A 19,619-nucleotide genomic window follows, 5' to 3' on the forward strand; every position below is an offset into this window, starting at 1 on the left:
CGCGTCGCGGCCCCGGGGCGGACTCAGCCGTCCGCCCCGGCCTCCCACTTGCGCCGCCGCAGGACGTAGTCGCTGAAGAGGTGCCGGCTCCGGTCGAGCAGTTCCCCCACCTCCGCGGCGTGGTGCCGCTCCACCGACGAGGGGCGCCACTGCTGGACTGTCTGCCCCGCCCGGGTCCGCAGTTCCACGTCCGGGTCCTCCAGCATTCCCACCGCCGCACGCAGCGCCATGATCCCGCCGTGCGCGACGAGCAGCCGCAGCGCGGCGCTCCGGAGGTGCCGGGGCCGCTCGGAGCCGGTGAGCTCCAGCAGCCGGCCGGCGGGCAGCTCCTTCGCCGACGGCAGCAGGGCCGCGGCGGTCTCGCCCACGACACCGGGGGCGGGGTCGTCGAGAAGCGGCAGCAGGCGGTCCGCGTCCACGCGGTCCAGCGCCCGCAGTCCTGCCACCGCCCGCGCACGGACCCCGGCCACCGGGTGCGCGAGCAGCGGCCACAGCAGCCCGGCGTCCGCGCGGTCCCCGCACTCGGCCAGCCCGATGACCGCACCGGGCGGCGGACCGGGGGCCTCCGGTGCCGCGCACCGCCGCCGGTACCAGGCCACCGGATCACCCCCGTGCTGCCGTACGACGTACCGGGCGCACGCGCGCACCAGGGCGGACCGGTCGCCGAGGAACGGTTCTGCCCGCTCCGGCCGCCCCGCCCGCCGCAGCGCGGTCACACCGGCCGAGCGGGCGCGCGGGTTGCGCGCGGCCAGCAGGAGCGGCAGTACCTCCTCGTACGCCTCCTCGTCGCACAGGGCCGTGAGCGCCGCCGTGGCACACAGGTCCTGGACCAGGGTGTCCTCGTCCAGAGCGGCCGCGCGGGCCAGTTCGGCGGGGCGGAACCGCAGGCCGTCGACGGCCGACCGCCAGGCGAAACGGCGTACGGCGCGGTCGGGGGAGGAGAGGAAGGGCGCGAGCTGCCCGCCGGACGCCCGGCGCAGGACCTCCCCGAGCACCTCCACGCCGAAGGCGCCCCTGTCCCGGTGGCCGACGCGCAGGACCAGCGGCGCGAGGCCGGCGGCGGCATCCGCGTCCAGGGCCTCGCGCAGCAGCCGCCGGGCGTGCTCGCGCACGGGCCCGGCCCAGTCGGCGCAGCGGACCACGACCAACGGCAGCAGACCGGGGTACCGGGCCGCCCGGCACACCGCCTCCTGGCGGATCCGCCCGTCGCGGTGGCAGAGGGCGAGCGCGAGCCGGGGTTCGTCGAGCTCCGCCGGAGCGGCGGGCAGCGGGCCGGAGAGCCCCCACTCCGGCAGGGACCGCGAGTCGTACCAGGCCACCTGGCGCACCCCCGCGTCCAGGGCGAGCCAGTCACCGGGATCGGTGACATCGAGGGTGCCGCGAAGCGGCGCACCTCCCGCGAGCCGCACCGCGGCTCCTGTCCCGCCCCCGGGCTCCCCGCGCATCCCCGCCCCCTCCCGGCCCGGCCGCCTTCCGGCCGTACCGGGCGATCGTAGGCCGCGCGGGTGTGCGGAGGAGGCCCCTCCGGCACCGGGGGCAGCCGGCCGGGGCCGCGCCCGCCCGCGGGGGTCCCGCGCCCGCCGGAACCCCGTACACCTTTGCATAAACGTGCATCTCTGCGTATAGTCATGCCATCAACGAGGAGGGTTCCGATGGTGGTACGTGCGGCAGTGGCAGGGGCGAGCGGATACGCCGGCGGTGAGCTGCTGCGCCTGCTCCTCGGACATCCCCAGGTCGAGATCGGCGCCCTCACCGCCCACTCCAGCGCCGGCCAGGAGCTGGGCGCGCTCCAGCCGCACCTGCGGCCGCTGGCCGGCCGGGTGCTGGAGCCGACCACCGCCGAGGTGCTGGCGGGGCACGACGTCGTGTTCCTGGCGCTGCCGCACGGGCAGTCCGCCGCCGTCGCCGAGCAGCTGGGCGAGGAGGTGCTGGTGGTCGACATGGGGGCCGACTTCCGGCTGAGGGACGCCGCCGACTGGGAGAAGTTCTACGGTTCCCCGCACGCCGGCACCTGGCCCTACGGCCTGCCCGAACTCCCCGGCGCCCGCGACGCCCTCCGGGGCACCAGGCGGATCGCCGTGCCGGGCTGCTACCCGACCGCCGTGTCGCTCGCCCTCTTCCCGGCGTACGCGGCCGGGCTCGCCGAGGCGGAGGCCGTCGTCGTCGCCGCGTCCGGCACCTCCGGCGCCGGCAAGGCCGCCAAGCCGCACCTGCTCGGCTCCGAGGTCATGGGGAACATGTCGCCGTACGGCGTCGGCGGGACCCACCGGCACACGCCCGAGATGGTCCAGAACCTGAGCGCCGTCGCGGGGGAGCCCGTCACCGTGTCGTTCACCCCGACCCTCGCGCCGATGCCCCGCGGCATCCTCGCCACGTGCAGCGCGAAGGCGAAGCCGGGCGTCGACGCCGGGGCCCTGCGCGCCGCGTACGGGAAGGCCTACGCCGACGAGCCGTTCGTCGACCTGCTGCCGGAGGGCCGGTGGCCCTCCACCGCCGCGGTGTACGGCTCCAACGCGGTCCAGATCCAGGTCGCCCACGACGAGGCGGCCGGCCGGATCATCGTGATCGGCGCCATCGACAACCTGGCCAAGGGCACGGCGTCCGGCGCCCTGCAGAGCATGAACATCGCCCTCGGACTCGCCGAGGAGACGGGCCTTTCCACCGTCGGGGTCGCACCGTGAGCGACGCAGGGGCGCGGCACGGAAGCGGAAGCCAACGAGGAGATGCAGTGAGCGTCACGGCAGCGAAAGGATTCACGGCGGCGGGCATCGCCGCCGGGATCAAGGAGAACGGGAACCCGGACCTGGCCCTGGTGGTCAACAACGGGCCCCGGCGCGCCGCGGCCGGCGTCTTCACCTCCAACCGCGTGAAGGCCGCGCCCGTCCTCTGGTCGCAGCAGGTCCTCAAGGGCGGCGAGGTCACCGCCGTCGTCCTCAACTCCGGTGGCGCCAACGCCTGTACCGGCCCGCTGGGCTTCCAGGACACCCACGCCACCGCCGAGAAGGCCGCCGAGGTGCTGCCCGGCCACAGCGCCGGTGAGATCGCCATCGCCTCCACCGGGCTGATCGGCATCAGGCTCCCGATGGACAAGCTGCTGCCCGGGATCGAGCAGGCCGCCGCGGCGCTCAGCGAGCACGGCGGCGAGAAGGCCGCCATCGCCATCAAGACCACCGACACCGTCCACAAGACGGCCGTCGCCGGCGGCGAGGGCTGGAGCGTCGGCGGGATGGCCAAGGGCGCCGGCATGCTCGCCCCCGGTCTCGCCACCATGCTCGTCGTGCTGACCACCGACGCCGACGCCGACTCCGCCATGCTGGACACCGCGCTGCGCGAGGCGACCCGCACCACCTTCGACCGGGTCGACTCCGACGGCTGCATGTCCACCAACGACACGGTGCTGCTGCTCGCCTCCGGCGCGTCAGGGATCACCCCCGCGAAGGACGAGTTCGGGCAGGCCGTGCAGAGCGTCTGCGCCGACCTCGCCCGGCAGCTGATCGGCGACGCCGAAGGCGCCTCCAAGGACATCCGGATCGAGGTGATCAACGCCGCCGACGAGGACGACGCCGTCGAGGTGGGCCGCAGCATCGCCCGCAACAACCTGCTCAAGTGCGCGATCCACGGCGAGGACCCCAACTGGGGCCGCGTCCTGTCCGCCATCGGCACCACGGCGGCCGCCTTCGACCCGGACCGGCTGAACGTCGCCATCAACGGCGTCTGGGTCTGCAAGGACGGCAGCGTCGGCGAGGACCGCGACCTGGTCGACATGCGCTACCGGGAGGTCCGGATCACCGCGGACCTCGCCGCCGGCGGCGAGTCCGCCGTCATCTGGGCCAACGACCTGACCGCCGAGTACGTCCACGAGAACAGCGCGTACAGCTCATGAGCGCCGCGAGGAAGCACACCGCGCTGCCGAAGGCCCAGATCCTCATCGAGGCCCTGCCCTGGCTGACCCGGCACAACGGCAAGACCGTCGTCATCAAGTTCGGCGGCAACGCCATGATCGACGAGGAGCTGAAGGCCGCCTTCGCCCAGGACGTCGTCTTCCTGCGGCACGCCGGGCTCAAGCCGGTCGTCGTGCACGGCGGCGGCCCGCAGATCAGTGCCCAGCTCGACAAACAGGGCCTGGTCAGCGAGTTCAAGGCGGGGCTGCGCGTCACCACGCCCGAGGCGATGGACGTCGTACGGATGGTGCTGGCCGGGCAGGTCCAGCGCGAGCTGGTCGGCCTGCTCAACCAGCACGGGCCGCTCGCCGTCGGTATGACCGGCGAGGACGCCCACACCATCACCGCCGTCCAGCACCGGCCCGTGATCGACGGCGAGGCCGTGGACATCGGACGCGTCGGCGAGATCACCGACATCGATACCGGGGCCATCCAGGCGCTGCTGGACGACGGCCGGATCCCGGTCGTCTCCTCCATCGCCCGCTCCGCCGAGGACAACCACGTCTACAACGTCAACGCCGACACCGCGGCCGCCGCGCTCGCCGCCGCGCTCGGGGCCGAGACCCTGATGGTCCTCACCGACGTCGAGGGCCTCTACGAGGACTGGCCCCACAGCGACGACGTGATCAGCCGGCTCACCGCCACCGAGCTGGAGAAGCTGCTGCCCGACCTGTCCAGCGGCATGGTCCCCAAGATGCAGGGCTGCCTGCACGCCGTACGCAACGGGGTGGAGACCGCCCGCGTCATCGACGGCCGGGTCCACCACTCGATCCTGCTGGAGATCTTCACCGACGAGGGCGTCGGCACGATGGTCGTCCCCGACGGCCCGCGGCAGGAGCGGTCCGCCCACCACGCACACCACACACAGCAGGGGGAGTCATGAGCAACGAGGAGACCGCCCGGCGGTGGCGGGACGCCCTGATGGACAACTACGGCACCCCGCGGCTGGCCCTGGCCCGCGGCGCCGGAGCGAAGGTGTGGGACGCCGACGGCACCGAGTACCTCGACTTCGTCGGCGGTATCGCGGTCAACGCCCTCGGCCACGCCCACCCGGCCGTCGTCAAGGCCGTCTCCACGCAGATCGCCTCCCTCGGCCACGTCTCCAACCTGTTCGCCGCGGAGCCGCCCGTCGCGCTCGCCGAACGGCTGCTCCAGCTGTCCGGCCGCACCGGACGGGTCTTCTTCTCCAACTCCGGGGCCGAGGCCAACGAGGCAGCCTTCAAGATCGGCCGGCTCACCGGACGCACCCGCATGGTCGCCACCGACGGCGGTTTCCACGGCCGGACCATGGGCGCCCTCGCCCTGACCGGCCAGCCGGCGAAGCGCGACCCCTTCCTGCCGCTGCCCGGCGACGTCACCCATGTGCCGTACGGGGACACCGAGGCGCTCCGGGCCGCCGTGACCACCGACACCGCGCTGCTGGTCATCGAGCCCATGCAGGGCGAGAACGGCGTGGTCGTCCCGCCCGGGGGCTACCTGGAGGCGGCCCGGGAGATCACCCGGGCCACCGGCACCCTGCTCGTCCTGGACGAGGTGCAGACCGGTATCGGCCGTACGGGCCACTGGTTCGAGCACCAGGCCCACCAGGGTGTCGAGCCGGACGTGATGACCCTGGCCAAGGGGCTGGGCGGCGGACTGCCGATCGGCGCGACCATCGCGTTCGGCGCGGCGGCGGACCTGCTGAAGCCCGGCCAGCACGGCACCACGTTCGGCGGGAACCCGGTCGCCTGCGCCGCCGGCCTCGCCGTCCTGGACACCCTGGCCGCCGACGGGGCCCTGGACCGCGTCAAGCGGCTCGGTGAGAAGATCAGGGAGGGCGTCGAGGGACTGGGCCACCCCCTGGTCGACCACGTCCGCGGCTCCGGGCTGCTGCTGGGTATCGTGCTCACCGGGCCCCTCGCACCGCAGGTGCAGCGGGCGGCCCAGGAAGCCGGCCTCCTGGTGAACGCGCCCGCACCCGACGTCGTACGGCTCATGCCGCCGCTGATCATCGGCGACGCGGAGGCGGACACGTTCCTGCGGATCCTGCCGGCGGCCCTCGACGCGGCCCAGGGGGACGGACGCCCCGGCCAGTGACCACCCGGAGAATGAGGCGACGACGATGACCGATGCGCACGACACCGAGCACGGCGGGCCGTCGGTGCCGCAGACCCGCACGGCGCGCCACCGCAGGATCGTGGACATCCTGAACCGCCAACCGGTGCGCTCGCAGAGCCAGTTGGCGCGACTGCTGTCCGACGACGGGCTGAGCGTCACCCAGGCCACGCTCTCGCGCGACCTGGACGAGCTCGGCGCGGTGAAGATCCGCAACACCGGTGGTGAGCTGATCTACGCGGTACCGAGCGAGGGCGGCTTCCGTACCCCGCAGGCTCCGCTCGGCGAGTCGGCGAAGGAGGAGCGGATGCGTCGCCTCTCCGCGGAACTGCTCATCTCCGCGGAGGCGTCCGCCAACCTGGTGGTGCTGCGCACACCGCCCGGCGCCGCCCAGTTCCTCGCCTCGGCCATCGACCAGGCCGAGCTGAGCGCGATCCTCGGGACGATCGCCGGGGACGACACCCTGATGCTGATCAGCCGTGACCCGAACGGCGGCCAGGCGCTGGCCGACCACCTGCTGCGGCTGGCGCAGAACGACCGCTGACAGGACGGCGGAGCCCGGACCGCGGCCGGACCGGGGACGGTCCGGCCGCGGTGTGCGGGGCGGCCCCGCGGCGCCCCGCACCGGCCTCCCGGGGCGCCCCCAGGAGTGCCCCCGGGGCGGCTCAGTCGGCCCGGAGGGCCGGCATCCCGGGCAGTGGCAGCGGGAGTCCGGGCAGCCCGTCGATGCTCGTGGGGACGTCCGGCTTCTTCTCGAAGTAGGCGCTCAGGCTCCCGTCGTCCTCGCGCCGGAACCGGTCGGCGTGCAGCGAGCGGTCCTCGTCGTACGTCATGAACGGCACGGCGTACCCGCAGGTGTCCCTGATCAGTCCGGCGGTCACCACGATGACCGCCCGCAGCCCGTGCGGAACGGGGTCCACCCCCGGGAAGCGGCCGAGCAGCGCGGGGAAGCGCGGATCGTCACGGAAGACCGGCTCGCCCCGGCCGTGCACCCGGACGATGTTCGGCGGCCCCTGGAAGGCGCACCACATCAGCGTGATGCGGCCGTTCTCCCGCAGATGGGCGATGGTCTCGGCGTTGCTGCCGGCGAAGTCGAGGTAGGCCACAGTCCGTTCGTCCAGCACCGCGAACGAACCGCGGACACCCTTGGGGGAGAGGTTGACCGTGCCGTCGCCGTCCAGCGGCGCCGTCGCGGTGAAGAACAGCGGCTGCTCCTCGATGAAGGTCCGGAGCCGGCCGTCGATGCGTTCGTATGTCTTTCCCATGGACGCATTCTTGTGCGGATCGCGCGGGGCGACCCGGTATTTACGAGGGCGGGTGCGGACGGACGCGGGCGGGCACAAGCGGGCGCGGACGAACCCGGGCGGGCGCGGGCCGGGGAGCGTGCGGTCTCATCGGCGTCTTTGACAATCCATACGGACCACTGCATAGTTATGCCTGTTCGTGATCGCGCCGTGCGGCGGACGCACAGACCCCCTTGCACTCCCGAGGAGCACGCAGTGAGCAACGGCACCGGCAACAGCGACGTACGCCTCTGGGGCGGCCGTTTCGCCGACGGCCCGGCCGAGGCGCTGGCCAGGCTGTCCGCCTCCGTCCACTTCGACTGGCGGCTCGCGCCGTACGACATCGCCGGCTCCCGCGCCCACGCGCGCGTGCTCAGCAAGGCGGGGCTGCTCACCGAGGACGAGCTGACCCGCATGATCGCCGGACTCGACGAGCTGGAGGCGGCCGTCGCCGACGGGTCGTTCACCGGCACCCTCGCGGACGAGGACGTGCACACCGCGCTGGAGCGCGGCCTGCTGGAGCGGCTGGGCCCCGACCTCGGCGGCAAGCTGCGGGCCGGCCGGTCCCGTAACGACCAGGTCGCCACGCTCTTCCGGATGTACCTGCGCGACCACGCCCGGATCATCGGCGGGCTGATCGCCGAACTCCAGGACGCGCTGGTCGGCTTGGCCGAGGCGCACCCGGACGTGGCCATGCCCGGACGTACCCACCTCCAGCACGCCCAGCCCGTGCTCTTCGCCCACCACGTCCTGGCGCACGTCCAGTCCCTCTCCCGGGACGCCGAGCGGCTGCGGCAGTGGGACGAGCGGACCGCCGTGTCCCCCTACGGCTCCGGCGCGCTGGCCGGATCGTCGCTCGGACTGGACCCGGAGGCCGTCGCCGCCGACCTCGGCTTCGAGCGCGGCTCCGTCGCCAACTCCATCGACGGCACCGCCTCCCGGGACTTCGTCGCGGAGTTCGCGTTCATCACCGCGATGATCGGCGTCAACCTCTCCCGGATCGCCGAGGAGATCATCATCTGGAACACGAAGGAGTTCTCCTTCGTCACCCTCCACGACGCCTTCTCCACCGGCTCCTCGATCATGCCGCAGAAGAAGAACCCGGACATCGCCGAGCTGGCCCGAGGCAAGTCGGGCCGGCTCATCGGCAACCTGACCGGCCTGATGGCGACGCTCAAGGCGCTCCCCCTCGCGTACAACCGCGACCTCCAGGAGGACAAGGAGCCGGTCTTCGACTCCCTGGACCAGCTGGAGGTCCTGCTGCCCGCCTTCACCGGGATGATGGCCACCCTCACCGTCAACCGCGAGCGCATGGAGGAGCTGGCCCCGGCCGGGTTCTCGCTCGCCACCGACATCGCCGAATGGCTCGTCCGGCAGGGCGTGCCCTTCCGGGTCGCCCACGAGGTCGCCGGCGAGTGCGTGAAGGTCTGCGAGCAGGAGGGCATCGAGCTGGACCAGCTGACGGACGACCAGTTCGCGAAGATCTCCGAACACCTCACCCCCGAGGTGCGCACCGTGCTCGACGTCCCCGGCGCCCTGGCCTCCCGCGACGGCCGCGGCGGCACGGCACCGTCCGCCGTCGCCGTCCAGCTCGCCGAGGTGAAGGCCGACCTGGTGACACAGCACGCCTGGGCGGCCGCCCGCGGCTGACCCCGGGGCGTCGCGGGCTACGTTGGACGGGCGGGGCCCTCCGGGCGGAGGGCCCCGGTGCCCGCACCGACCGGAGGAGCCCGCGATGCCTTTCGCCCGTCTGGCCCGAGCGACCACCCCGACCGCCCGCATCGGGCTGGGCCTGGCCGCGGTCGGCCGCCCCGCCTACATCACCCCGCACCGGGACCGCGACCTCCCCGCCGGACGCGGGGAGGAGGCGCTGCGGGAGCGGACCCGCGAACTCCTGGACGCCGCGTACGCGCAGGGCGTCCGCTACGTCGACGTGGCGCGCTCCTACGGCCGTTCCGAGGAGTTCCTCGCCGGATGGCTCGCCGCCCGCCCGGACGCGACCGATGTCGTCGTGGGCAGCAAGTGGGGCTACACCTACACCGGCGGCTGGAGCACCGAGGCGGGGGAGCACGAGGTCAAGGACCACAGCCTCGCCGCCTTCGAACGCCAGCTCGCCGAGAGCACCGCACTCCTCGGCGACCGGATCGACCTCTACCAGATCCACTCGGTCACCCCCGAGAGCCCGGCCCTCGGCGACCGGGAGCTGCACGCACGGCTGGCCGGCCTCGCGGACCGGGGCGTCACCGCCGGCCTCTCCGTCAGCGGCCCCGCCCAGGCCGACACCATCCGTGCCGCCCTCGCGGTCACCGTGGACGGCGAGCCCCTCTTCCGTACCGTCCAGGCCACCTACAACGTCCTGGAGACCTCGGCGGAGCGGGCGCTCGCCGAGGCCCACGACGCAGGGGTCACCGTCATCGTCAAAGAGGCCATGGCCAACGGCCGGCTCGCGGCGCCCGAGGCGCCCGCGGTGCTCCAGGAGATCGCCGCCGAGGCCGGAACGGGCGCCGACGCCGTCGCCCTGGCGTTCGTCCTGAGCCGGCCGTGGGCCGGCGTCGTCCTGTCCGGGGCCGCCACCGCCGGCCAGCTCGCCGGCAACCTGCACGCCCTCGTCCCCGACCTCGGCGAGGCCGTCACGGACCGGCTGAGTGCCCTGGTGGAGGAGCCCGAGGCCTACTGGCGGTACCGCTCCGGCCTGCCCTGGAACTGAGTCCGCCCCGTCACCCGGCGGCGGCCCAGCCGGCCAGGGCGGTGAAGTCCCCGGCCACCAGCCCCACCCCGGGGTCGATCCGGCGCAGTAGCGCCCGCCCGGGATGATGCGCGGCCACCCAGGCCGTGTCGCGGTCGGTGATCTCGTCGTCGATCCAGGCGAACGGCCTGCCCCCGGCGTACGTGACGACGTGCCGCGTCTTCCAGTACGTCCCGTCCCCGGTGGCCAGGTGCATCTCGGGCCAGTCGACGAACGGCAGCGGCGGCAGCCCCAGATGCGGGCCGATCCACTCGTTGGCCTCCTCCTTCCACGTGGTGGCCCAGACCAGTTCGTACCGGTCGGCGAGGTTCAGCAGCTCGCCGCCGTGGCCCGGGTCGAGCAGCACCGGCAGGGCGGGCCCCGCCGTCCATCCGGTCGGCCGCATGAGGTGGCGGCGATAGCCCTCCGGGGCGGTGCGGCGGGAGAGCGCCGCGTACGGGTTGAGCGGACCGTCGACGTCGATCAGCAGCAGCGGCTTCATGGCGCCATGGTGCCCGCGACGGCCTTGCGCCGTTGGGAATTAACGCGCGGCGGGCGGACGCGGGCGGTATCCGGCCACCGTGCCGGGCTGTGTCCGCCAGGCCGCGGTGTGTCCGCCATGTCGCGGTGTGTCCGCTGTGCCACGGTGTATCCGCCGTGTCGTGACGCGTCCGCCGCGTCCGCCCTGAAGGAGTGAGACATTGGTGTCTCAAATGGGTTAGTGTCGTCTCATGACGTTCGACCGTGAGCAGGTACTGCGCAGTGCCGCCGCCCTGCTGTCCCGTAGATCCACCGCGACGATGGACGAGGTGGCCAGGGCCGCCGGCATCGGCCGGGCCACCCTGCACCGCCACTTCGCGGGCCGGGACGCCCTGGTCGGGGCGCTGGAGGAACTCGGCATCCAGGAGTTCGACGCCGCGCTGGACGCGGCGGCCCTGGACGAGGGCCGCGCCGAGGACGGGCTGCGGCGGCTGGTCGCCGCCCTGGAGCCCTCCGCCGGGCTGCTGTCCTTCCTGGTCGCCGAGAACCAGCTCTTCGAGGGCGACCAGGTGAACGAGGGCTGGGACCGGCTCGACGCCCGTATCGCCGCCTTCTTCCGGCACGGGCAGGAGCGCGGCGAGTTCCGCATCGACCTCACCCCCGCCTGGCTGGCAGAGGCGCTGTACGCGCTCATCGCGTCCGGCGCGTGGGCCGTACAGACGGGCAGGGTCGCCCGGCAGGACTTCTCGTACATGATCACCGAGTTGCTGCTCGGCGGAGCGCGCCGGAGCGTGGAGAAATGAGCACCGCCCGCATCCCCCGACAGCAGTCCGCCCCCGCGGACGGCCTCCGGCCCCCGGGGCGGTGGGTCGCCCTCGCCGTCCTCGCCCTCGCCGTGCTGCTGGTCGCGGTCGACGCCACCGTGCTCGGTCTCGCGACCCCGTTCCTCAGCGAGGACCTCGAACCGACCGGCACCCAGCTGCTGTGGATCGGTGACGTCTACTCCTTCGTCATCGCCGGGCTCCTGGTCTCCATGGGCAGCCTGGGCGACCGGATCGGCCGCAAGAAACTCCTGCTGACCGGTGCCGTTGCCTTCGGCGCGGTCTCCGTGCTGAACGCCTACGCCACCGGCCCCGAGATGATGATCGCGGCCCGTGCCCTGCTCGGGGTCGCCGGCGCCACCCTCATGCCGTCCACCCTGGCCCTCATCCGCAACCTCTTCCACGACCCGCGCGAACGCAGTCTCGCCATCGGCATCTGGGGCGCCATGGCCTCCGCCGGCGCGGCGGTCGGTCCCGTCGTCGGCGGAGTGCTGCTCGAACACTTCTGGTGGGGCTCGGTCTTCCTGATCAACCTGCCGGTCATGGCGGTCCTCGTCCTCGTCGGCGTCAAGCTGATCCCCGAGTCGAAGAACCCGGCCCCCGGCCCCTGGGACCTGCTCAGTGTGCTGCTCTCCCTCGTCGGCATGATCGGCGTCGTCTACGCCGTCAAGGAACTGGCGGCCCACGGGGCGGGCTGGGGCGTAGCCGTCGCGGCCGCCGGCGGTGTGCTCGCGCTCACCTGGTTCGTACGCCGGCAGTTCCGCCTGCCCGCACCGCTGCTGGACATGGCGCTCTTCCGCCACCGGGGTTTCTCGGGCGCCGTCCTGGCGGACCTCCTGACCATCCTCGGCCTGTCCGGCCTGATCTTCTTCCTCTCTCAGTTCCTGCAACTGGTCCAGGGACGCAGCCCGCTGGAGGCCGGCCTCGCCGAACTGCCCGCCGCCGTCGGCGCGGTGGCCGCCGGACTGCTGGCGGGCAGGGCGGCCCGCCGCCTCTCGGTACGCGTGGTGGTCACCGGCGGGCTCGCGGCGATCGGGGCGGCCCTCGCCCTGGTCACCCTCGTCCACCAGGAGACCGGCTACCCGATGCTCGGGGCGGTGCTGCTGATCGTCGGTACGGGCGCGGGCTTCTCCTTCACCGTCACCGCCGACGTGATCCTCTCCAGCGTCCCCAAGGAACACGCCGGCTCCGCCTCCGCCGTCTCCGAGACCGCCTACGAGCTCGGCGCGGCACTCGGCATCGCCCTGCTCGGTTCCGTCGTCACCGGGGTGTACCAGGGCTTCGCCACCCCCGGCGGCGTCCCCGCGCCGGTCTCGGCCGCCGCGCACGAGTCGCTCGGCGGTGCCGTGGAAGCCTCCCACGCGCTGCCGCCGGACCAGGCGCACGCCCTGCTCTCCGCCGCGCAGAAGGCGTTCGTCGACGGACTCGGCACCGCGGCCGGCGTCTCGGCGGCCGTTCTGCTGGCGACCGCCGTCGCCGCCTGGTTCCTGCTGCGCGGCCAGGAGCTGGAGGAGGGCGCCGACGCCCACGGCTGACCGGCGCCCGGCGGGCGGAGACGGCCCCGGACGCGGGTGAGGGCCTGCGCCCCGGACACGCATGAGGGCCTGTGCCCCGGGAGCACCCCGGGGCACAGGCCCTCACCCGTACCGGACGGCGGCGGTCTCAGGCCGCCTTGGCCTTGGTGGCGTACATGTCCACGTACTCCTGGCCGGAGAGCAGCATCACCTCGGTCATCACCGAGTCGGTCACCGCCCGCAGCACATAGCGGTCACGGTCCATGCCCTCGTAGCGGGAGAACTCCATCGGCTCGCCGAAACGCACCGTGACCTTGCCCGGCCGGGGCAGCCCCGCGCCGCCCGGCTGCAGCTTGTCCGTGCCGATCATCGCGAACGGGACCACCGGCGCGCCCGTCATCAGGGTGAGCCGCGCGATGCCCGTGCGGCCCCGGTACAGACGGCCGTCGGGGGAGCGGGTGCCCTCCGGGTAGATGGCGAAGGCGTTGCCCTCCTCCAGCACCCGGCGTCCCGTCATCAGCGCCGCGACACCGCCGCGCCCGCCGTCCCGGTCCACCGGGATCATGCCGCAGCCGGTGAAGAACCAGGCCATCAGCCGGCCCTTGAAGCCCTTGCCGGTGACGTACTCGTCCTTGCCGATGTAGAACACCGGACGGTCGCAGCAGATCGGCATGATCATCGAGTCGATGAACGTCAGATGGTTGCCCGCGAGGATCACCGGCCCGGTACCCGGAATGTTCTCGGCCCCTTCCACCTGGGGGCGGAACAGCAGCCGCAGGATCGGTCCGAGCACTGCCTTGATGACGGTGAGGCGGGACAACGCGTCCTCCGGTGTCGTGGCCGGGCCGGCCGGGTCGGGAATGTCGCCATGGTCTGTGCAGGTGAGGACGATACTCGCGGGTCACACCCACGCGCACATCGGGTTCACGGAGCGGATACCCCGTGTCGGCCCGTGTTTGCGCCGTGTTCGTCCACGGTCCGCCCGTCGGACGGGGTACCTCCCTACGATCGCACTCGCCCGGGAAGGTGCCGGACATCACACGACATCACATGCGAGGAGCAAGCATGACAGAGCGCGCGCAGCCAGGCCCCGGACGGCGGACCCTGCTGGGGGCGGCCGCCCTCGGTACGGCGGCCCTCACGGTGACCGGTGCCGCCGGTACCGCGCACGCCGGCCGGGGAGCGGCCGGCCGGGGCCACGGCACCTACCGCGACCTCCCCGTGCCCACCGTCATCGGCCACCGCGGCGCCAGCGGCTACCGGCCCGAGCACACCCTCGGCGCCTACCAGCTGGCCCTCGACATGGGCGCGCACATCGTGGAGCAGGACCTGGTCCCCACCAAGGACGGCCACCTCGTCTGCCGCCACGAGAACGACATCACCGGCACCACGGACGTCGCCGACCACCCCGAGTTCGCGAGCCGCCGCACCACCAGGACGGTCGACGGCACCACCCTCACCGGCTGGTTCACCGAGGACTTCACCCTGGCCGAGCTGAAGACCCTCCGCGCCACCGAGCGCATCCCCGGCAACCGCCAGGAGAACACCCTCTACGACGGCCGCTGGGACGTGCCCACCTTCGAAGAGGTGCTGCGCTGGGCCGAGAAGGAGGGCCGCCGGCGCGGCGCCCCCGTCTGGCTGTACGCCGAGACCAAGCACCCCACCTACTTCCGCGGCATCGGCCTCGGCCTGGAGGAACCCCTGGCCCGGCTGCTCCGGCGCCACGGGCGGCACCGCGCGGACTCCCCGCTGATCCTCCAGTCCTTCGAGCCGGGCTCGATGCGGCGGCTGGCGGAGCTGGTCTCCACCCCCCGCGTCGTCCTGCTCTCCAACGCCTCCTCCCGGCCCTGGGACTTCGTGCGGTCCGGCGACCCCCGCACCGTGGCCGACCTGGTGACCCCCGCGGGCCTGAAGTGGATCGCCTCCTTCGCCCAGGGCATCGGCCCGACCCTCGACCTCGTCATCCCCAGGGACGCGCAGGGCCGGCTCACCTCACCGACCGGACTGGTCGCCGACGCGCACGCCCGGGGGCTCGTCCTGCACCCGTACACGATGCGCAACGAGAACACCTTCCTGCCCGCCGACTTCCGCCGCGGCGGTGACCCCAACGCCTACGGCGACGTGTTCGGCGCCCTGAAGGCCTACTTCGACACCGGTATCGACGGGATCTTCTCGGACAACCCGGACACCGCCCTCCTCGCGGCGGCCGAACACGCCGGCCGCTGAACACGCCGGCCGCTGAACGGCCGGAGCGGGACGTCAGCCACCCGGCCCGCCGTGCCCCGGTCGGGTGGCCCCGCTCCGCCACGGCAACCGTCCGCGCCCGGCCCGCGTTGTCAGGGCATGACACACTCCGCCCTCGTGGGCACCCTGCACCCGCTGGTGCGGGCCGAGGCCACGGCAGAGGCGCCCGGCGCCGGACTCGAACCCGCGGACCTCGAACAGTCGGTCTGGGTACGGCTGCTGGAGCGCCGGCCCCGCCGCGGACGGGCCGCCGACCCGGCCGGCTGGGTGCGGGCCGCCGTACGCGCCGAGGTGCGCGCCGCCCGGACCAGGGCACGGCACGAACAGGCGTACCGGGCCGACGTGTTACCGGGGGGCCCGGGCGGGAGCCCCGAAGGGATCGTCGAGGACGCCGACGAACGGCGTGCCCTGCGCGCCGCGGTGGACCGGCTCCCCGGGAAGTGCCCTCTGATCCTCGCGGCGATGCTCGCCTCCCACGATCCGACCTACCGGGAAATCGCAGGGGAGTTGGGTATCTCACAGGGCAGTTTGGGGCCGATGCGTTCCCGATGCCTTGGATGTCTGCGCAGAATGCTCGCGGCGGAGGTTGCGGCCTCCGGCAGCGGGGGTATGGAGCGTTAGGCAACCAGCGGATCAGGTGAGCGGGAGGCATGCGCACATGGGCATGAGCGTGACCATCTCGGCGGCGAGCGCACAGGACGTCGAGCAGATCTTCAGACTTCAGTACCTCTGTTTCCAGAGCGAGGCGGAGCTGTACGGCAACTACCGGATCGACCCGCTCACCCAGACCCTCTCCTCGGTCCGCGAGGAGGTCGCCACCGACCTGGTCTTCGTGGCCCGGCTCGGTGACGAGATCGTCGGCTCGGTGCGCGGCGCCATCGACGAGGAGGGCACCGGCCGCATCGGCAAGCTCTGCGTCCATCCGCGGCTCCAGGGCCACGGGCTGGGCACCCGGCTGCTGCGCGCCGCCGAATCCGCCCTGGCCGGCGAGCGTGCGGCCACGCGTTTCCGGCTCCACACCGGGGAGCGCAGCGAGGGCAACCTCCGGCTCTACCGCAAGGCCGGTTACGCGCGCGTGGGCGACACCACGGGCGAGGACGGGGTGCGGCTGATCCTGCTGGAGAAGGAGGCGGCCGCACCGGAGTTCGTCGCCAGCGCCTGAGACCGCGACCGGCGCGGAGCCGCCGGGGGGACAGGACGACCGGCGCACGGAAGGGCCTGCGGACGGAGCGGCCGCGCGCGGAGCCGCGCGCCGGCCGCTCCGTGCCCGCCGCGCGGACTCAGGCCGTACGGGCGCGGCGCAGCCAGATCATCCCGGTGACCGGCAGGATCACCGGGATGAGCAGGTAGCCCGCCCCGAAGTCCGACCACACCGTGGCGTCCGGGAAGGCCGACGGCTCCAGCAGGGTCCACGTGCCGACGACCAGCACACCGGCCAGCTCGGCCGCGCAGCACACCAGTGCCGCCCGGCGCGCCTTCTCCCCGCCCCGCACCAGCGAGTAGGTGATGAAGCCGTAGACCGCGGCCGCCACGGCCGACAGCACGTACGCCAGCGGCGCCCTGTCGAAGTCCATGATCATCTGGACGATCGAGCGGGAGGCGGCGGCCACGGTGAACACCCCGTAGAACCAGACCAGGACCCGGCCGGGCCCGCTGCCCAGCTGGAACTGCTGCTTCTGCGGAGCCTCGGGCGTGCCGGTGCGCTCGGTGTCGGTCACGGTCAGTTTCCCCAGATGTCGTAGAGCCGCACTTCCAGGACGGCCAGGACGACCGCCCCGGCCGCCACCGTCACCGACCCCCAGCGGGTCCGCTCGGTGAGCGACAGGAAGCCCGCCGCCGGTACCGCCGCGAAGGCGCCGACGAGATAGGCGATGAAGACCGCCATGCCCTGGTCCGGCCGCTCGCCGCGGGCCAGCTGCACCACGCCCACCACCAGCTGGGCCAGCGCCAGCACGGAGACCACGGCCATCCCGATGAAGTGCCAGTCCTTGGTGGGCTGGTCCCGGTAGGCGGCGAATCCGCACCAGGCGGCGAGGGCGAGCGCGGTCACGGCGACCGCGACCGTCAGGGCGTCGAGCATGGACCGAGGGTAGTACGGGCGGCGGGCGCCCCCGCGCACGGGCCCCGTACGCCCGCGACCGGGCGGGCGGGGCCGCGCACGGGCCGTGCCGGGCGGGGCCGCACGGGCCGTGCCGGTGGGCGGCCCGTCCGGGAATCGTGGCCTTGGCCACAGCGGCCCCGCCCCCGACCCTCTGTCCGGCGCGACCGGCCGGAACTTCACCACTGCGAAATGATTTGGATCAACACAGGTCAGCGCGGTTCCAACAGCAAAGTGGAGTGAGGTGTCCGGGGCTGGGCACCCCCGTCCGGCGCTGTCCGCTATGCGGACAGTCTGGCCGGCCCCCCGGCGGTGTCTGTTTTACTGGGCCCATGACCACGACGAGCTACCGCAGCCCTGCGACCGAGGCGGACACCACGCCCGGTGCTCGTTGTATGTGTCGAATGCGCGCCTTCTGAGGGCCCACGCCTGATCTCGCGCCCCGAAGCGAGACCGAGCCCGTGCCGTCCGCACCCGTGCGGACCGGAGCAGGCCCGAGCACGCGTCACCCCGGACATACCGGGCCAGGACGTGCCGAGACCCCACCGGTCGGCCACCGGAACACCGGAGACGGTCTCCTCGGACGAACGCCCCGTGCCCGGCGGACACCGCGCCGCGCACTCGACAGCGACGGAAACCCCTGTGATCACCACCTCGGGCCTCACGAAGGTCTACCAGTCACGCGGCCGTGAGGTCACCGCCCTGGACGGCGTCGACCTCCACGTACGCGAAGGCGAGGTCTACGGCGTCATCGGCCAGAGCGGCGCCGGGAAGTCCTCCCTCATCCGCTGCGTCAACCTCCTCGAACGCCCCACCTCCGGCACCGTCACGGTCGCCGGCCAGGACCTGACCGCCCTCGCGGGCCGGGGCAGGCGGGCGGGCAGGGAGCTCCGCGAGGCGCGCAGCCGCATCGGCATGGTCTTCCAGCACTTCAACCTGCTGTCCTCACGGACCGTCCGGGCCAACGTCGAACTCCCCCTGGAGATCCTCGGCGTCCCGGCGGCGGCCCGCAGCCGCAAGGCCCTCGAACTCCTCGACCTCGTCGGCCTCGCCGACAAGGCGAAGGCCTACCCCGGACAGCTCTCCGGAGGGCAGAAGCAGCGCGTCGGCATCGCCCGCGCCCTGGCCGGCGACCCGAAGGTACTGCTCTCCGACGAGGCGACCTCCGCACTCGACCCCGAGACCACCCGCTCCATCCTCCAGCTGCTGCGCGACATCAACCGGGAACTCGGCCTCACCGTCCTGCTCATCACGCACGAGATGGACGTCGTCAAGACCGTCTGCGACTCCGCGGCACTGATGAGGAAGGGCCGCGTCGTCGAATCCGGCACCGTCAGCGGACTGCTGGCCACGCCCGGATCCGAACTGGCCCACGAACTCTTCCCCGTCGGCGGCACGGCGTCCGGCCCCGACAGCACCGTCGTCGACGTCACCTTCCACGGCGAGGCCGCCGCCCGCCCCGTCATCTCGCAGCTCTCCCGTACCTACAACATCGACATCTCGATCCTCGGCGCGGCCATGGACACCGTCGGCGGCAAGCAGATCGGCCGTATGCGGATCGAACTGCCCGGCCGCTACGAGGACAACGTCGTGCCCATCGGCTTCCTGCGCGAACAGGGCCTCCAGGCCGAAGCCGTCGACGCCGGCCCCGGGACCGCCCCGGCCCCCGCGCGAACCCCCGACCCGCTCACCAAGGAGGTGGCGAAGTGACCTGGTCCGAAATGCAGCCACTGCTCACCCAGGGAACCGTCGACACCCTCTACATGGTGCTCTGGTCCGCCCTGGTCACCGTCGCCGGCGGACTGCCGCTGGGCATCCTGCTGGTCCTCACCGACAAGGGCGGACTGCTCCAGAACATCGTGGTGAACAAGGTCGTCGGCGCGATCGTGAACATCGGCCGCTCGCTGCCGTTCATCATCCTGCTGATCGCCATCATCCCCTTCACCACCTGGGTCGTCGGCACCTTCATCGGCCCGTCCGCCATGATCGTGCCCCTCGCGGTGGGCGCCGTCCCGTTCTTCGCCCGGCTCGTCGAGACCGCCGTCCGCGAGGTCGACCACGGACTGGTCGAGGCCGTCCAGTCGATGGGCGGATCCGTCCCGACCATCGTCCGCAAGGTCCTGCTGCCCCAGGCCCTGCCCTCGCTCGTCGCCGGCGTCACCACCACCGTCATCGTGCTCATCGGCTACTCCGCGATGGCCGGCGCGGTCGGCGGCGAAGGGCTCGGCTCCCTGGCCATCACCAACGGCTTCCAGCGCTTCGACAACCGGTTCATGGTCGTCACCGTCGTCCTGCTGGTCGTCATCGTGACCGTGGTCCAGCTGATCGGCGACACCGCCGTACGCCTGCTGGCCCGCCGGGGCCGCGCCACCTCCTGACCACCCCTCCCCATGAAGCCCGAACTCCTTGTCCGGGCGCA

At 73.1% G+C, this 19,619-nt stretch carries 20 protein-coding genes; 14 read left to right on the plus strand and 6 right to left on the minus strand.

The window, feature by feature from the left end:
- Positions 1 to 23: 23 nt before the first annotated feature.
- Positions 24 to 1,445 carry a hypothetical protein gene (locus tag CP967_RS28450; RefSeq protein ID WP_373300375.1) on the minus strand — a complete coding sequence of 474 codons (1,422 nt, stop codon included), beginning with the start codon at positions 1,443 to 1,445 and terminating at the stop codon, positions 24 to 26.
- A gap of 207 nt (positions 1,446 to 1,652) precedes the next feature.
- On the opposite strand from CP967_RS28450, the gene argC reads away from it, so the two are divergent.
- Genes argC through CP967_RS28475 form a run of 5 tightly spaced genes read left to right on the plus strand, consistent with a single transcriptional unit; the run spans position 1,653 to position 6,579 of the window.
- Positions 1,653 to 2,681, plus strand: a complete 1,029-nt coding sequence (argC, locus tag CP967_RS28455; protein WP_150490711.1) for an N-acetyl-gamma-glutamyl-phosphate reductase — start codon at positions 1,653 to 1,655, stop codon at positions 2,679 to 2,681.
- A gap of 47 nt (positions 2,682 to 2,728) precedes the next feature.
- Positions 2,729 to 3,883, plus strand: a complete 1,155-nt coding sequence (gene argJ, locus CP967_RS28460; protein ID WP_150490712.1) for a bifunctional glutamate N-acetyltransferase/amino-acid acetyltransferase ArgJ — start codon at positions 2,729 to 2,731, stop codon at positions 3,881 to 3,883.
- Positions 3,880 to 4,824, plus strand: coding sequence for an acetylglutamate kinase (argB, locus tag CP967_RS28465; RefSeq protein ID WP_150490713.1), 945 nt, complete (start codon positions 3,880 to 3,882; stop codon positions 4,822 to 4,824). The genes argJ and argB overlap by 4 nt, the downstream gene beginning before the upstream one ends.
- On the plus strand, positions 4,821 to 6,017 hold the full coding sequence (locus CP967_RS28470; RefSeq protein ID WP_150490714.1) for an acetylornithine transaminase: 1,197 nt from the start codon (positions 4,821 to 4,823) through the stop codon (positions 6,015 to 6,017). Before argB ends, CP967_RS28470 begins: the two co-directional genes overlap by 4 nt.
- A gap of 25 nt (positions 6,018 to 6,042) precedes the next feature.
- A complete protein-coding gene (locus tag CP967_RS28475; protein ID WP_150490715.1) occupies positions 6,043 to 6,579 on the plus strand; it encodes an arginine repressor in 537 nt (178 codons plus the stop codon).
- Between the two features lie 121 nt (positions 6,580 to 6,700).
- Here CP967_RS28475 and CP967_RS28480 read toward each other — a convergent pair whose 3' ends face one another.
- On the minus strand, positions 6,701 to 7,300 hold the full coding sequence (locus tag CP967_RS28480) for a pyridoxamine 5'-phosphate oxidase family protein (protein ID WP_150490716.1): 600 nt from the start codon (positions 7,298 to 7,300) through the stop codon (positions 6,701 to 6,703).
- 234 nt (positions 7,301 to 7,534) lie between these two features.
- On the opposite strand from CP967_RS28480, the gene argH reads away from it, so the two are divergent.
- Positions 7,535 to 8,968: an argininosuccinate lyase gene (argH, locus tag CP967_RS28485; RefSeq protein WP_150490717.1), complete on the plus strand. Its 1,434-nt coding sequence runs from the start codon at positions 7,535 to 7,537 to the stop codon at positions 8,966 to 8,968.
- An 85-nt stretch (positions 8,969 to 9,053) separates the two neighbouring features.
- Entirely contained in the window at positions 9,054 to 10,025 is a 972-nt protein-coding gene (locus tag CP967_RS28490; RefSeq protein ID WP_150490718.1) for an aldo/keto reductase, read from the plus strand.
- A 10-nt stretch (positions 10,026 to 10,035) separates the two neighbouring features.
- Here CP967_RS28490 and CP967_RS28495 read toward each other — a convergent pair whose 3' ends face one another.
- Positions 10,036 to 10,545, minus strand: coding sequence for an HAD domain-containing protein (locus CP967_RS28495; protein WP_150490719.1), 510 nt, complete (start codon positions 10,543 to 10,545; stop codon positions 10,036 to 10,038).
- A 229-nt stretch (positions 10,546 to 10,774) separates the two neighbouring features.
- Between CP967_RS28495 and CP967_RS28500 the strand changes: the two genes are divergently transcribed.
- Both CP967_RS28500 and CP967_RS28505 read left to right on the plus strand, forming a co-directional pair.
- Complete coding sequence (locus tag CP967_RS28500; protein ID WP_150490720.1) at positions 10,775 to 11,326, plus strand: TetR/AcrR family transcriptional regulator; 552 nt, start codon at positions 10,775 to 10,777, stop codon at positions 11,324 to 11,326.
- Complete coding sequence (locus tag CP967_RS28505; protein ID WP_150490721.1) at positions 11,323 to 12,879, plus strand: MFS transporter; 1,557 nt, start codon at positions 11,323 to 11,325, stop codon at positions 12,877 to 12,879. Before CP967_RS28500 ends, CP967_RS28505 begins: the two co-directional genes overlap by 4 nt.
- Before the next feature lie 127 nt (positions 12,880 to 13,006).
- On the opposite strand, the gene CP967_RS28510 is transcribed toward CP967_RS28505, so the two are convergent.
- A complete protein-coding gene (locus CP967_RS28510) occupies positions 13,007 to 13,678 on the minus strand; it encodes a lysophospholipid acyltransferase family protein (RefSeq protein ID WP_150490722.1) in 672 nt (223 codons plus the stop codon).
- Between the two features lie 245 nt (positions 13,679 to 13,923).
- On the opposite strand from CP967_RS28510, the gene CP967_RS28515 reads away from it, so the two are divergent.
- The 3 genes from CP967_RS28515 to CP967_RS28525 all read left to right on the plus strand — a co-directional run bounded on the left by CP967_RS28515 (position 13,924) and on the right by CP967_RS28525 (position 16,264).
- A complete protein-coding gene (locus CP967_RS28515) occupies positions 13,924 to 15,084 on the plus strand; it encodes a glycerophosphodiester phosphodiesterase (RefSeq protein WP_150490723.1) in 1,161 nt (386 codons plus the stop codon).
- A 117-nt stretch (positions 15,085 to 15,201) separates the two neighbouring features.
- Entirely contained in the window at positions 15,202 to 15,723 is a 522-nt protein-coding gene (locus CP967_RS28520) for a sigma-70 family RNA polymerase sigma factor (protein ID WP_150490724.1), read from the plus strand.
- A 37-nt stretch (positions 15,724 to 15,760) separates the two neighbouring features.
- Positions 15,761 to 16,264 (plus strand): GNAT family N-acetyltransferase, encoded by a 504-nt coding sequence (locus CP967_RS28525; protein ID WP_150490725.1) that lies wholly within the window; start codon positions 15,761 to 15,763, stop codon positions 16,262 to 16,264.
- A 118-nt stretch (positions 16,265 to 16,382) separates the two neighbouring features.
- Here the strand turns inward: CP967_RS28525 and CP967_RS28530 are convergent, their stop codons facing one another.
- Together CP967_RS28530 and CP967_RS28535 are read right to left on the minus strand one after the other, a co-directional pair.
- Complete coding sequence (locus CP967_RS28530) at positions 16,383 to 16,820, minus strand: hypothetical protein (protein WP_150490726.1); 438 nt, start codon at positions 16,818 to 16,820, stop codon at positions 16,383 to 16,385.
- Positions 16,821 to 16,822: 2 nt separating this feature from the next.
- Positions 16,823 to 17,182, minus strand: a complete 360-nt coding sequence (locus CP967_RS28535) for a hypothetical protein (protein WP_150490727.1) — start codon at positions 17,180 to 17,182, stop codon at positions 16,823 to 16,825.
- Between the two features lie 660 nt (positions 17,183 to 17,842).
- Here CP967_RS28535 and CP967_RS28540 point away from each other — a divergent pair.
- Positions 17,843 to 18,910, plus strand: coding sequence for a methionine ABC transporter ATP-binding protein (locus CP967_RS28540; protein WP_167535452.1), 1,068 nt, complete (start codon positions 17,843 to 17,845; stop codon positions 18,908 to 18,910).
- Positions 18,907 to 19,578, plus strand: coding sequence for a methionine ABC transporter permease (locus tag CP967_RS28545; RefSeq protein ID WP_150490728.1), 672 nt, complete (start codon positions 18,907 to 18,909; stop codon positions 19,576 to 19,578). The genes CP967_RS28540 and CP967_RS28545 overlap by 4 nt, the downstream gene beginning before the upstream one ends.
- The last annotated feature ends 41 nt before the right edge of the window (positions 19,579 to 19,619 follow it).

The organism is Streptomyces nitrosporeus, assembly GCF_008704555.1.
GTDB classification, from domain to species: Bacteria; Actinomycetota; Actinomycetes; order Streptomycetales; family Streptomycetaceae; genus Streptomyces; species Streptomyces nitrosporeus.